Here is a 13,587-nt window from a genome sequence, read left to right on the forward strand (position 1 = left end):
CCCCCACTCCCCTTCCTTGAATATCAATTCTGTAATACAACCTCTTCAACGCTTTGGTGTCCATTTAGGACTCGATCGCATTGTCAACCTATTGGCAAATCTCGGCAATCCCCATCACCAAATTCCAGTAATTCACGTTGCTGGCACTAATGGCAAAGGTTCGGTCTGTGCCTATCTTTCCTCGGTACTCACTGAGGCTGGTTATCGTACAGGACGCTACACTTCACCCCATTTAGTTGATTGGACAGAACGTATTTGTTTGAATGAACAGCCAATTTCCACTGAGGAATTGAGGCAATTATTAGAAAAAGTCCAAGCGGTTATTCGTGCTGAGGACGAATCAGCAACTCAGTTTGAAGTAATTACGGCGGCGGCTTGGTTGTATTTTGCCCAGCAGCAAGTCGATGTGGCTGTGGTAGAAGTCGGATTAGGAGGGCGCTTAGATGCTACAAATGTCTGCTTGGAACCCTTGGTTACGATCATCACTTCCATTAGCCGAGAACACTGGCAGCAACTTGGCCCTACCGTCGCTGACATTGCTAGAGAAAAAGCAGGTATTCTCAAATTTGGATGTCCCGTTGTGGTTGGAACATTGCCACCAGATGCAGAGAAAGTTGTGCGATCGCGTGCTTTAGAATTACAATGCCCGATTTTTACACCTCAACCCGCCCGTCAACTAGCCCCAGGATGGGCAGAATATCAAACAATTCAAAATTCTAAATTAATTAAATATCCGTTGCCATTAGCGGGACAGATTCAATTAACTAATTCAGCTTTGGCAATAGCAGCTTTAGAAATTCTCCAACAACAGGGGTGGCAGATTTCTGAAGAAGCGATCGCTCAAGGCATGGCAAAAACTCAATGGCCGGGGCGGATGCAATGGACTACCTGGAAAAACCATAAATTATTACTTGATGGCGCTCATAATACAGCCGCCGCTCAAGTACTGCGCGATTATGTCGATAGCTTAGATACAGTTAACCACAAGCGCGTCAACTGGGTTATGGGAATGTTTTCCGATAAGGATCATGCTGATATTTTTACCGCCTTACTGCGCCCAGGCGATCGCCTTTATTTAGTACCAATATCAGCAGAACCTTCGCCGGGTCGAACTTCCGCCGATCTACACGAATTAGCAAACCTAGCTTATAACCTCTGTCCCGAATTAAGCGATCGCCAAATCTATCCAGATTTATTCACAGCATTAGAAGCCGCAACCTCAACCGCCACCACAGACGATTTAATCGTTTTGTGTGGTTCCCTTTATTTAGTCGGTGACTTTTTAGCAACCACCAATATAATTCAATAGGCTTGGATTAGTGATATTTAGTGTTCGGAGATCCCCCCAACCCCCCTTAAAAAGGCTTGCTCATATCTCTCTCTTTTACCCCCTTTTTAAGGGGGTCGCCACAGGCGGGGGGATCTTAACCCAAGCGTATTGCAATATGATTCGTAAATCATAATTACGAATTACGAATTACGAATTACGAATTACGAATTTACCTATTGTCCCACCCTTGCGCCGCATCTTCTACAGCTTTATCCACAGTCTTCTCGCCTAACATTGCTGCTTGCAAGTTCTCGTAAACTGCCTTTTGTAGTTTGTTGAAATCCTTCAAAGTAGGAGTTAATATTTCTGCCTGTTGCAGTTCTTTGGCAGTCATAACTCGCGCTTTTTCCAGTGTTGAAGCATTAGCTGGAACATCTTTAAAGTAACTATCCGACAATGCTTTGATTGTAGAAGGTAAGACATTTGCAGCTTTAGCAAAGGCTAACTGATTTTCGTCATTGGTAACAAATAAAGCAAACTTCACAGCGCTGTCTGGTTGTTTAGTATCGCGGGGAATAACTATGTTCATCACCGCAACATTTTTCTTGCCAGTGTCACCAGTGAATTGAGGTGCTATTCCCGAAGCTTGAGCAATTTTCGGGGCATTATTAGCGATCGTTTCAAGAAACTCTGCCCCAGAAGCTAGAAACGTAGTCTCTCCAGATTGGTATAAATCGATCGCGTGGCGATGTCCTTGGGTCAAAGCTTCTTTAGGAAGCAACCCTTTTTTATACAAGTCTACCCAATACTGAAATGCTGCCTTACCTTGTGCTGAATTAAACGCCGCTTTACCCTCAGCATCTACTAGGGTGACTCCCATTTGCACGAAAGATTCCAGCACTTCACCGGAATCTTGCGGTACGAAAGTCACAAAAAAAGCATATTTCCCCGTCTTATCTTTAATTAGTTGGGCTGCTTGTGCCAATTCTGCGTAGGTTGTAGGTACTTTATTGATACCTGCCTGTTTTAATAAATCAGTGTTATAAATGGTTAACCGTGTGGTGAGATACCAGGGAATCCCAAAACTCTTGCCATTAAGCGTGCTTGCTTTCCAGATATTCGGTAGATAGGAGGAACGTACATCGTTTGGGACTTTCGCATCTAAATCTAACCAGGCATTTCGTCCGGCAAGTTGGGAAGCAAAACCCGGATTGAGGTTAACTACATCAGGTGGTGTTTTTGCTGATACAGCTGTTAAAATTTTGTTCTCCATTGCCGCCCAAGGTACATCTACCCAGTTAACCTTTATACCTGGATTTTGCGATTCAAAATTCGTTATTAGGCTTTTGAAGTAGTCGGTAAATTCAGGTTGGAGTTGCATCGTCCAAAACTCAACAGTTGCCGCTCCTGAACTGGCCTGTTTTGTAGTTGTGCTGCAACTTACAATCCAACTGGTCAATAAGCCAAGCAGTCCCAAAGCAACAAGTTGTTTAAATTTTCGCAATTGAATCATTTTCCCAGTATTTTTACGCTTGATGAGTATGAAAAGCTTAGTCAGAATTGTCGAGATTATAGGCTAAATAAATTACTTAGCACCAAGTCAGTCTCTTAGTATCATTTGAATTTTCAATTTAGCAGTCCAGCGGGCACAACTGTGGTTAAAAACTTCAAAAGTCTGTTTGGCAAATCGAATAAAGGGGTCGGCATTGAACTTGCTCCCGAAAGGGTAAATGTAGTTCAACTACGTAAGCAGCGTCAAGGCTTGAAACTAGAAACCTTTACATCGGTAGCAGTTCCAGAAGGGATAGTTATCGATGGTCAAATCACCGACCCCGCAGCAATGGCGCAATTAATCCAGCAGGCGCTAGCTGATAGCAAAATCAAAACTTCTCGTGTTGCTACTGGTGTACCAGGGCGAGATTCTATCGTTCGGATAATACCTGTGCCAGCAGAGTTAGATGACAAAGAACTGCGAGAAATGGTGCTAAACCATGAAGCAGGTTTGTATCTACCCTATCCTCGTGAAGAGGCTGATGTAGATTATCAGAAACTTGGGTACTTTGTAGATGAAGATGGCATTGAAAAAGTTCACATACTCTTAGTTGCCACCCGCAAGGAGATAACGGATACCTATATAAGTACATTCGAGCAGGCAGGATTACAAATTGATGTCTTAGAAATTAATAGTTTTGCTCTGATTCGGACTATTCGTGAGCAACTGCGACAATTTGGGCCGCAAGAAGCAGCAGTACTAGTTGATATAGAGTTCGACAGTACAGAAATTGCCATCATCGTGAACGGAGTGCCGCAATTTTCGCGCACAGTCCCAATCGGGACTTATCAAATGCAAACTGCCCTTGCTAGGGCAATGAGCTTACCTACATCACGAGATATGGAACTGTTATATGGAATGATTATTCCCCCAACTCCCATAGACGGTGGCAAAACTGGTGTTACTGAACTCAATCCTGGTATGGCAGCCATATTGAGAGTATTGGGAGAACTAACAGATGAACTGCGCCGTTCCATCGATTTTTACCTCAATCAAAGTGAAAATTTGGAGGTAGCGCAGATTTTATTAGCTGGGCCAGGAGGTGGACTTCAACAGCTAGATGAATTCTTTACCCAACGATTGAGCTTGCCAACTACCCAAATAGATCCAATAGGGGCTTTGTCCTTGGAAGTTGACACTGATAAATATCCACAGGTACAACGCTCTGGCTTGGCGATCGTACTCGGTCTAGGAATGCGGGAGGTGTAACAAAATGTACAGCTTAGATGTTAATTTTCTTAAAGACCGCCCAGCATACCAGAAAAAGCCTGACAGAAAGGGAGGAATAGCCCTAAAGTTTCCTACGGGGAATTTGACACCAGTGTATGTGGGAGTTGGGCTAGGAATAGGTCTTCCAGTTTTATTGGGAGTTGGTTGGTGGTTTTTGCAAGGGAAGATTGTTGAATTAGAAGGGACAATAGCACAACTAAATCAGGAAAGCACAAGGTTAGATACAGAAATAGGAAATCTTAACAAAATCAAAGCAGAGACGATCGCAATTAAAGGGGAAACCCAAGCTTTAGTCACTGTATTTGACCAAATTCGTCCTTGGTCAGCCATGCTGCAAGATTTGCGCGATCGCATCCCTGCGGCAGTGCAAATCGAGAACATCAAGCAAATCCCACCCGTTGCGGCAGCAGCAGGTCAGCCACCAAACAATCCCGCCGGAGGATTAGAAATTAGCGGACTGGCTCGTTCCTTTAACGATGTCAATGATTTCTTATTGAGTTTACAACAATCTCGGTTCTTGAAGTCCACAGAAAGCAGAATTCTGACGGCAACGTTAGTAGATGCTCCTTTAATACCAGGTGTGGATCAGCCTACCAATGCTGTAATAATTAAGCCACCCCAAGTAGTTAAATACACTATTCAATCGAGTATGAGCGATGTTCCAGCTTCGGAATTAATCCGGGAGTTGGAAAAAAAAGGCACAGTGGGGTTAGTGACTCGAATTCGTAATATGCAACAAACAGGAGTCATTTTAAAATGACGCTGAGTGATGATTTAAATTTTGCCGAACATGGTGGGGAATTCGATCAGGCAACGCCAGCCTCACCGGTGATATTTGGTATTGCCTTCACACCAAAAATTATTGGGATATTGGTGGGGGTAGTTGGTTTAGCATCAGCAGGTTATATATTTTTAAACTTCTTGATGCCAGCTTGGGAAAGCTATCAGCAGCAGCAAGCAAAAAGCTTGGAACTGCAAGGGCAAATTGAGCAGAAAAAAGCCAATATCAAACAAATTGACAAAGTTAAAGACGAACTAGCACAGGCAAAGCAGCAAAAGGTTCAAGTTTTAGCTTTATTCGCTAATGAGAAAACCTTGGATACATTGCTGTTGGATCTGAACCGCTTAGTTGAGTCTGGCAATACTCAAACTTCTCTTAATGCAGTGAGAGCCAAACTGAAGAAATTTGTGCCGGTTTCCCAAAAACCAGAACCAATTATCGATGGAAGTCTAGGATTACAGGTTAACGGCAAACTGCAACGCAGCAGTATCAATGCTGACATTACTGGAACTTATGAACAAACACAATCGATAATTCGTAACATTGAACGGTTACAGCCTTTGTTAATAGTTAAAGATTATCAAGCAACTTTGGCTCCAGTAGAGGCAAGATCCCCATTAGATAAAACGCCGGTGCAGATAGGCCCAGCAGCGATTAATACATCATTCCAGCTACAGGTATTAATGCCACTTAGTCCAGAAGAAGTAGCCGCAGCAGCTAAAACTGCCCCGAAAAAGTAGTTAGGAGTTAGGAATTAGAGTTAGAAATTGTGAGTTAGGAGTTAGGAATTCTAAGTTATCATTCCTCATTCTTAACTACTAAATTTTTACTCCTAACTTTTAAAACTCGGCACTCGTAGCGAACTACTCAAAATTGTTTGTAAACAAGGTTTTATAAGGTGAGGAATGAACTGTGAAACAGCTTCACGGTAATAGTTTTATATTGGGTACTGCCGCTTTTTTGTTTTTGGCAGCTCAACCAGTCTTGGCACAAATTAGTCAAGTTACTAATGTCCAGTTAAATCCAGTTGATGGTGGAGTTAACGTTGTTTTGAAAACTTCTTCAGGGTCGCGCCCCCAAGTTTTCACTACAAAAAGAGGCAAGGCTTTAGTCGCAGATATTATCAATACTCAATTACGATTACCACAAGGTAATAGTTTTCGTCAAGATAGTCCAGCACCAGGAATTGCGTCTGTGGAGGTTAATCAGCTTGATGCCAATAGTATCCGGGTAACGGTAACTGGCAGCAACAATACACCTGGCAGTCAACCTGTGGTGCGATCGCCAAATGGAATTACACTCAGCTTTAGCCCATCTGGTGGCACTACAGCATCAGCACCAAGGCCAACAGCGCCAACATCCACAGCACCGCCTACTACTCCAGCCCAATCCGGTCAAAAGCCAGATGTTCTCGTTCCCAACCCGGAAATCACGATTAACGGACAACCGGCACAAGCTGCTGGTTCAGGTAAACCTGTGAGTCAGGCTCCACCTTTCTTACCTAGAGCCGTCGCCCCACCTGTAGGAGATATTGCCATCTCTAATACTGATGCTTCTCCTAGCAGCATTGACTTAGGAACTCAGGAACGTGTACCTCGTTTAGTACTGCGAGATGCGCCAGTGCGTGAGGTTTTGTCATTGCTTGCCCGTGCTGCTGGTTTGAACTTGGCTTATGTGGGAGGTGAGCAAAGTGGTGCTGATAAAGCACCAGCAGTTTCTCAAACAATCTCCTTAGATATAGAAAACGAGCCAGTGCAAGATGTGTTTAACTACGTTTTGCGATTGAGTGGTTTAGAAGCTAATCGCAGTGGTCGTACAGTTTTTGTAGGAGGTAAACTACCTAATGCGACCCGTGATTTGGTTATGCGTAGCCTGCGACTTAATCAGGTAACAGTGGGAACCGCCTTGAACTTTTTGGTCGGTTTGGGGGCAGAAAGTGCCGTCAGCCGAGAACGACAAGTTACCAGTGTTAGCGCCATACCTGTGGGTACTGGAGTTGCGCCTATTACCCAAACTCAGACGACCACGGAAAGCAGAGTTGAAACTCAACGCGTTAATTTTCAAGACTCTAGCCCATTACTGAGAGGTTTACAGGCATTAGGAGATGAGCGGACTAATTCTCTAACCTTGATTGGCCCTCCCAGGCTAGTTGAAATGGCAATGGCTCAAGTAACTCAGCTTGATATCCGCCGTCGTCAAGTGGTAGTTAACGTCAAAATTATCGATGTTAACCTCTTGAATACCCAAGACTACAACACCAGTTTTTCCTTTGGGGTTGGTAACAACTACTTTAGCAGTGATAGCGGTGCCGCATCTCTGAATTTTGGTGGTTCCAGACCAGCTACTAGCGCTGAAGCGAGAAGCAATGTAAGCGGTGGTGCGCCTGTTACTGCTAATCCCTATAGTGGTGGTAATACTTTCCTGGATTTAAATAACCCCACCGCTCCTATTCCAGGAACTGGAGTAGGCGACAGAACAATTGTGAATGGGCAGTTAACAAGCGATGTACCAGGACAAGCTCAATCATTCTTTAACCGTCGAGCGGGGGTTTCAGGGGATCCATTCCAAGGGGGTTTAACAGACATTACCCAGGGAACACCAAATGTAACCACTTTTACAGATATTCCTGCCACTGCTGGTACTGCTGGTACTCCTGCCGTTCCTGCTGTTGTTGAGAATGGTATTGTGGTTGTTCCTGCCGTTCCTGCCGTTCCTGCTACCCCTGGTACTCCAGCCAGTAGAGTAATTACGTTCGCACCAGGAGTTTTGGGAACAGCAACAGCTGCTCTACCAAGTTTGTACCAGTTCCCCAGACGGTTACTCGCTAGCTTGCAAGCTCAGATTACAAATGGCAACGCCAAAATTTTGACTGACCCTACCTTAATTGTGCAAGAAGGTCAAACGGCTAATGTCAAACTCACCCAAGAAGTGGTAGGAAACATCAAGAGCGAAACAACTCGTGGTGGTGATACTTCTGTGCAAACTGTTACAGCTGAGAAAACAGATGTGGGTTTAACCCTAGCTGTTAAAATTGATCGGATTGATGACAATGGTTTTGTATCCCTATCAGTGGCTCCTGTTGTCAAAGCACCCCAATCTTCAGCTGTACTGAATATTTCAGGTAATAACCAAACAATATTCTTGGTATCTGAGCGATCGCTGAATTCTGGCTTGATTCGCCTGCGAGACGGTCAAACACTGATTCTTTCAGGCATCATTCAAGACACAGACCGGACAACTATTTCTAAGGTTCCTATTTTGGGTGATCTTCCACTGATTGGTTCGCTATTTAGAAGTACAAACAGATCCAACCAGCGCCAAGAGGTAATTGTGTTACTCACACCTCAGATTATGGACGACTCTGAAAACTCCTCCTACGGCTATAACTACACCCCTAGCCCAAATGTGCGGCAAGTTCTTGAGCGTCGGGGGTTGAAAGTTCCTGGTAGGTAATAAAGATGATGAGCAGGTACATAAGTCACCTCTAAACAAGGCTTAGATCCCCAACTTCTTTAAGAAGTCGGGGATCTTTTTGTTCACGGATTAAGTTTAAATGTCATTCTAGAATAAAAATACCCAATCACAATAGAAGTATTAACAGTAGTGGGTGAATGCTAATGAGTGCAGAACAAGAGTTATTAACAAAGTGGCGTTTTCTTCCACAATATATATTTAATTTTGCATGACTACTTAAAAATTCTTTGCGTCTTTGGTGTGATATGTAAAAGTGGGCATTTTCGCTGTTATACTTCACATTTTACCTAAATTTGCTCCCGCCAGCACCAGCTTAAAAGTGTGCTACCAACCACCACCTTAACTACTTCCAGTACCAAGTAACTGCCGTGTAGTAAATTCATTGTCGATGGAATAGCAGCAGCTTCAAAAAAGTTGAGTTGAACTCCTATAGCGCACATTTGGGGAGTTAAGAAATAAGTGTCAAGCATAGCTATAGTTAGCAGCAGGACAGATAAAACAATACCCTCAAGATGCCAGTGATATTGTGTTTTGCTTAAAGCTAGTACCCCAGTCAACACTACAGCAGCAGATAACAATTCCACGCGATTGAAATTCCAAAAAATCGTATAGCCTGCTGTAGTAAAACCAGCTTGGCTCATCATCCCGGAAAGATAAAGGCTAGGCATGATTACCCAGTCTAAAAATAAACTAGCACTGAGCCAAAAGCCCAAAGTCAATATGATAGCAGTTTGCCAAATTGGCTGTTTGAATTTAAGGTTAGAAATAGCAGTCATAAAATAATTGCGTGTACTATATTTCTTAGTTTGTAACTTTACTTACAGTTTGACAAGAAATATCAACTAACCTTTACAAACCAATAGATGGTTAATTACTCAGTCCGTTTTGACACTCCCCGCACTAAAGTGACGAGGATTCTTGGTTCCCTGACTCGCCGTTAGACAGCAGGCTTGCACCAACTGCCCTTTGATGTCAAATCTCCCCAAGCGTAGCTTCCGGTGTGCCCCACCGTAGTTAATCCAAGTTTCAGAATATTGATACTGGCGTTTACGTCCCTATCTTCTACATAGTTACAGTGAGGACAAACATGAGTCCTTGTAGATAGAGACTTCTTAACCTTTTGACCACAGTTAGAACAATTTTGACTTGTATTGTGGGGAGGCACAGCAACCGTTACCTTCCCATATTTATGTCCAAAATACTCTAACCATTGACGAAAAGTTGACCAACCAGCATCAGATATTGATTTAGCTAGATGTCGGTTTTTAACCATGCCTTTCACATTCAAATCTTCATAGGCTACCAAATCGTTAGATTGGATGACGGAGTACGCTAATAAGATGCAATACTCTTTTCGCTGCCTACTTACTCTTAAATGCTTACGGGCATACCTAACTCTAGCTTTGTGATAGTTGGCTGATTGCGGCTTTTTATCTTTCTTCCGGGATTTGTCGTACTTCTTGGACTTTTTGCGATTAGCACGGTTCAACTGTTTCTCAGACTTGCGGTAAAACTGGGGCGATGGTTCAACGTTGCCTTTATTGTCAGCAATGAAATACTTTAATCCCAAGTCAATACCTACCACTTGACCAGTAGGTTGAGTAACAAAAGTTTGGTCAACGCTTATCGCAAATTGAGCGTAATACCCGTCAGCGCGACGCACTAAACGGACACGCTTAATCTGCTTAATGTCGTAGTGATTAAGATCGTAAGTCCCTTTTAACTTCAAGGTTCCTATACCTTTCTTGTCTGAAAAAGTTATGGCTTTGCGAGCAGTAGAAAGCTTCCATCCAGTTGTTTTATACTCTACTGAACGACAGTGTTTCTTAAACTTAGGAAACCCCTTTTTACCCTTGGCTTTCTTCTTACAGTTATCGTAAAACCTACTAATTGCACTCCATGCACGTTCTGCCGCAGATTGCCTAGCCATTGAATTGAGTTCGTCAGCGAAAGGGAACAAATCAGCAAGTACAGCGCAATATTTATTTAGGTCGTATTTACTCAAACCCTTAACATCCATCCACTGCCTTAAGCATTTATTCTGGATGAATTGAGATGTACGAATAGCGTCATCTATCGCCCTGTATTGCTTGTCTTTTCCTTTGACTTTAAACTCGTAAATTATCATCGGCTCGACCAACCAACTACATTCTTAAGTTACCATAATTAGTATAACTAATAATTTTTGATGCGATAATACCGATAAATACGGCAAGACCCAACGCTCTGCGAAAATAATTAACGCCTTGAAATAATTCCAGCCACGCCCAAGTAAACAATGAGCCATTTGCCAGTACATCTAGCACTGTATTGATTTTGCCAGTTGTAAAAATTAGAGCAAGTAAACTGGTTACTATCCAAACAATAAGCGGTAGGTTTGGCATCTGAGCTAAAACAATATTGCCATCGCTGTCACGGAAGGTTTTATCAACTAATGTATTTTGCATATTTGAAATTGCCACTTAGCTAAAAATTATTAACTTACAAAGATTATCGATGGTCTATTGAAAATAGACTGACATTTACTTGTAAGTTATTTAATAGAATTAAAGCATTTAGGCAAATCTCTTTTCAAGCGTCTAATTGCATATATGAGAGCGATAAAGCATATTCCTATATGACTATATTCAGAGGCATACTCACACGAAATACACCAAGCTATCTGTCGGGAGTCTGAGAGGTTGTTTGAAAAGTATTTTACTGTGATCTTAGGCACTTATTGATCCCCCCTAACCCCCCTTAAAAAGGGGGGAAACAGAATCAAAGTCCCCCTTTTTAAGGGGGATTTAGGAGGATCTAGAACGTTTTGATACCTAAAATAGGACTTTTAAAACATCCTCTGAATGGATTTGGAGCGATTACATCAAATTTCATCACCCTAATCAGGTATTATAGTGCGGCTAAATCTTTGCTCTGGTGAGGTAATTACCATTATTTTTATCTAGTGCGACAGCTTAATGGAACTATGACAAATGTAGTGGAATGACATTTGTTTAAGAATACCTTTAAGTTAATTGGTATACAAAGCAGGTAGGGCTGACTTGATTAGAAGGGGGTTCCTTTTTCTTTTCTTTGTCGTTGCAATGCTTCTTCGTACCACTCTAATTCATCCAAAAATTGACTGACTCTTTTCGTCAAAGCAACTTCTTGTGAACCACCTGCTTCAGAGAGAGAGTCCCCAATTTTGGAAATGGCAAAAATGCTTGAAATAGTAGGCATTCCCATCTCTGTCAGAAAAGCGCGTAACTGTATAGCTGCCCGCACTCCTCCAAAGCCACCAACTGAGTAGGAAACAATACCAGCAGGACGGAAAAAGTATTCTTCTAAATAGTGATCCATTAGATTGCTCAACCCTGGCTGAATGGAATGGTTATACTCTCCGGCAACAACTACGAAACCGTCTGCTGTTCGGATATGCTCTGCCAGTTCTTCCATCTTTGCAGGAGCCTGACCTTTGGCATATTCTTTATACATCCTGTCTAAGATGCCAAAGTCATACTCCTTTGCATCTGCAAAAATCACCTCATGGTTTCTTTGTTTGAGCTGGTCAATCATGAATCTAGCAGCTTTGATGCCCTGGCGATCGCTCCTGTAAGAACCGTAGAAGACTACTGTTTTGAAGCTCATAAGCAATAATTTTTAACAACTAAATAGTTCAAAGTCTAGCCACAAGCTGAAGTTAGCATCTTCTTCATCAAGATTTCCAAATGTTCGATTAGCAAGAGGCTCACAACCACTATTGGCACAACTACTTTCCTACCAGACCAGCCCTAGTTTTTGCAATACAACGCAGTTTTCTTAACTTGTCACGAATGAGCATCAAACCGCTAAAGGTTATAAAGCCTAACGTCATCGTCGGCTCAGGAACTGATTTGACTGGGGCAATGGATTTGTAGTTGTTGATTGAGAAAGATTGTTCTGGCTCAAGAACCAAATCCCACTGGAAAGCGTAAGCATTGTCACCAGTCAGAGGTTCGGAAAAATTTGCCAGGGTGGTGGTAACATCATCTTCCAATGCATCTAGGATGTTAGGAAAAGGAGACACCTGATAGTAGTTCGCTACTGGGTTAATCACTTCGGTTGCAAAAGTAAAATTATCCAACTGCGTGGCTATACTACTAGCTATTTTTGTTGTGTCCTGCTCACCATTTTCAGTGAGGTCAAAGTCAGTGTAGTTAAAGAAGTGAAAGTCTAACTGATTAGAGCCAGTGTTTTTAATCGTGATATTCTCGAATAAGCTAGATATGCCACTGCCCTGTGCGCCACCATCCAACCTCAAGTTGAGCGCAATATGAAAGTCAATACCTGCGTAGGTAACGGAGAACTGGTTGTCAGCTGGTTGAGCTTGATCGAGGTCAATCAAATTAAGAGTACTAATAGAATTTTCTCTGCCTTCGCTGCCAATACGATACCAGAATTGGTTCTGGAATAATTGATTTACATCGTCAACAGTCCAGAAGAGAAGGCCATTATTTGAGGGAATATTTGAGAAATCAGGGTCAAATGCAGCGATTGAGTTGTCATCACTCAAAGCTAACACAGCGGATTTAGCTGGTCGATCTGTGATTACCAAACTGGTCAAAATGATGGCGGCAGTCACCACAGACCTAAAATGTATTTCTGGAAAATTAAAGTGTTTTCTCAACATATAGAACCTATTGATAATTTGACAAGCAAAGAAGATAAAATAGTGCTTGCGATAGTATCGCTTTTAAAGCAACGCGCTACATTGAAGAGGAGCGTCCCCTTTTGGCGCTTCCAAAAGTGGATGCTCCATTGGACTGTAGCAAAATTTAGTACCCCTAAGCAATGTGAGCGATCAAGTGACTTAATACCTTTAATGACTTGTGGAGTTGTAGTTAGCTCGTGAGATAGTGACTAATAATCCTTTACTTTAATAAAAATCTCTGGGTAAATTGACCTCCGGACGAGTCGCTCAAGCTATGGGAGGAGTTTTCGCAGCGATTGGTACTCCTGCTCAACCACCCAAACCTCGCGGAAAGTCCCCAGGCTGGACACCAGGAAAACCGCGTTTACGTAAAAACCACTTTCCAATACTCTTGTGCGCTAGATTTTGCTCTTTGATGGAAATGACTGAGGTGATGATTTTCATTTTTTAAGGTAGGCAGCTTTGCTACGTAAATCCTGCATTTGAGGTTATTACTTGCTACAAAAGAGAAGAACTGCTGGAACATCCTGATTTTTGCTTACAGGTTACGATAAAAAATTACAAAAAACTACAAACTGGTCAGTAAGCGCTGGACTGTAGCCGCCTCACAA

Annotated in this window: 11 protein-coding genes and 1 pseudogene; 5 read left to right on the top strand and 7 right to left on the bottom strand. The window is 42.5% G+C overall.

Features of this window, described 5'->3' with window-relative positions:
- Positions 1–16 precede the first annotated feature (16 nt).
- Complete coding sequence (locus F8S12_RS26130; RefSeq protein WP_196519269.1) at positions 17–1,309, top strand: bifunctional folylpolyglutamate synthase/dihydrofolate synthase; 1,293 nt, start codon at positions 17–19, stop codon at positions 1,307–1,309.
- A 190-nt stretch (positions 1,310–1,499) separates the two neighbouring features.
- Here F8S12_RS26130 and F8S12_RS26135 read toward each other — a convergent pair whose 3' ends face one another.
- The gene (locus tag F8S12_RS26135) at positions 1,500–2,783 is read right to left on the bottom strand and encodes an ABC transporter substrate-binding protein (RefSeq protein WP_196519205.1); all 1,284 of its coding nucleotides are present in this window, start codon (positions 2,781–2,783) and stop codon (positions 1,500–1,502) included.
- A 141-nt stretch (positions 2,784–2,924) separates the two neighbouring features.
- On the opposite strand from F8S12_RS26135, the gene pilM reads away from it, so the two are divergent.
- The 4 genes from pilM (at position 2,925) to F8S12_RS26155 (ending at position 8,286) form a co-directional block, all read left to right on the top strand.
- Positions 2,925–4,031, top strand: coding sequence for a type IV pilus assembly protein PilM (pilM, locus tag F8S12_RS26140; RefSeq protein WP_196519206.1), 1,107 nt, complete (start codon positions 2,925–2,927; stop codon positions 4,029–4,031).
- A gap of 4 nt (positions 4,032–4,035) precedes the next feature.
- On the top strand, positions 4,036–4,812 hold the full coding sequence (locus F8S12_RS26145; RefSeq protein WP_196519207.1) for a PilN domain-containing protein: 777 nt from the start codon (positions 4,036–4,038) through the stop codon (positions 4,810–4,812).
- Entirely contained in the window at positions 4,809–5,573 is a 765-nt protein-coding gene (locus F8S12_RS26150; protein WP_196519208.1) for a pilus assembly protein PilO, read from the top strand. Before F8S12_RS26145 ends, F8S12_RS26150 begins: the two co-directional genes overlap by 4 nt.
- A 172-nt stretch (positions 5,574–5,745) precedes the next feature.
- Positions 5,746–8,286 (top strand): AMIN domain-containing protein, encoded by a 2,541-nt coding sequence (locus F8S12_RS26155; RefSeq protein WP_196519209.1) that lies wholly within the window; start codon positions 5,746–5,748, stop codon positions 8,284–8,286.
- A gap of 308 nt (positions 8,287–8,594) precedes the next feature.
- On the opposite strand, the gene F8S12_RS26160 is transcribed toward F8S12_RS26155, so the two are convergent.
- From F8S12_RS26160 to F8S12_RS41765, 6 genes and pseudogenes are all read right to left on the bottom strand, one after another.
- Positions 8,595–9,083: a hypothetical protein gene (locus F8S12_RS26160; RefSeq protein WP_196519210.1), complete on the bottom strand. Its 489-nt coding sequence runs from the start codon at positions 9,081–9,083 to the stop codon at positions 8,595–8,597.
- A gap of 124 nt (positions 9,084–9,207) precedes the next feature.
- A pseudogene (locus tag F8S12_RS26165) lies at positions 9,208–10,435 on the bottom strand (RNA-guided endonuclease InsQ/TnpB family protein).
- A 16-nt stretch (positions 10,436–10,451) separates the two neighbouring features.
- Positions 10,452–10,754 (bottom strand): hypothetical protein, encoded by a 303-nt coding sequence (locus F8S12_RS26170; RefSeq protein ID WP_196519211.1) that lies wholly within the window; start codon positions 10,752–10,754, stop codon positions 10,452–10,454.
- Between the two features lie 598 nt (positions 10,755–11,352).
- Entirely contained in the window at positions 11,353–11,934 is a 582-nt protein-coding gene (locus tag F8S12_RS26175) for an NADPH-dependent FMN reductase (protein ID WP_196519212.1), read from the bottom strand.
- A gap of 121 nt (positions 11,935–12,055) precedes the next feature.
- Complete coding sequence (locus F8S12_RS26180) at positions 12,056–12,955, bottom strand: hypothetical protein (RefSeq protein WP_196519213.1); 900 nt, start codon at positions 12,953–12,955, stop codon at positions 12,056–12,058.
- A 330-nt stretch (positions 12,956–13,285) separates the two neighbouring features.
- The gene (locus F8S12_RS41765) at positions 13,286–13,420 is read right to left on the bottom strand and encodes a hypothetical protein (protein ID WP_269144851.1); all 135 of its coding nucleotides are present in this window, start codon (positions 13,418–13,420) and stop codon (positions 13,286–13,288) included.
- Positions 13,421–13,587: the final 167 nt, after the last annotated feature.

The organism is Nostoc sp. WHI, from assembly GCF_015714725.1.
In the GTDB taxonomy this organism is placed as follows: domain Bacteria; phylum Cyanobacteriota; class Cyanobacteriia; order Cyanobacteriales; family Nostocaceae; genus Nostoc.